The organism is Streptomyces tendae (assembly GCF_014650435.1).
Taxonomy (GTDB): Bacteria; Actinomycetota; Actinomycetes; order Streptomycetales; family Streptomycetaceae; genus Streptomyces; species Streptomyces tendae.
This window is the reverse complement of record NZ_BMUY01000103.1, coordinates 1-598: the sequence shown is the minus strand read 5'-3', so window position 1 is coordinate 598 and position 598 is coordinate 1. Positions and strand designations below refer to the sequence as shown.

General features: G+C 31.9%; 1 protein-coding gene. It reads right to left on the bottom strand.

Going from position 1 to position 598, the window contains the following annotated elements; genetic code table 11:
• Positions 1–472, bottom strand: a 472-nt coding sequence (locus tag IE258_RS40835; RefSeq protein ID WP_189750844.1) for a hypothetical protein, incomplete at its 3' end; no start/stop codon positions are given.
• Between the last annotated feature and the right edge of the window lie 126 nt (positions 473–598).

Below are 598 nucleotides of genomic sequence, written 5' to 3'. Positions count from 1 at the left end.
TTAAAACGATATAATCTCCAGGTTTTACATTCATAAGATCATCAACAGAGTATTTCTTATTTGCTTTTGCTAATCTTATGAACCTTCTTACATCTTTTCTAGAACAAGTTGCAACTAATGAAAAATCATCGAAGTCTTCAGCATTATCAATACGTACCTTCTTTTTTCTTTCGTGCATTGTCTCGGTAGATTTAAGAAATGTTCTTATGCCTGAGATATTTCGTTTTAGCTTATTTAAAAATGGCCTTGAGAATGCGTTTTCAGTGGGCATTCTCATAAAGCCATAATTGAAAAGTATAGGAACAGATTCAAATACCATCTTACCTTTAACGGTTCTCTTAAGTATATCCAGAGTAGGGATAATAACCTTGATATTTTCGTATCCCTTTTCTTTTAACTCTTTCTCGATAAGGTGATAATACTTTCTTTCTAGGTAGAAGATTACATAGGAGTATGGGATACGTTTTTTCATATTATGAGTTTTTTACGATTAACTTAGCTTGTTTGTGAATCATCTTGTATGGTACTTTTAATACCTCACTAGCCATGAATACCATAAGAGTATTACCGGGAACTTGAATATACATGGACTTAGTAA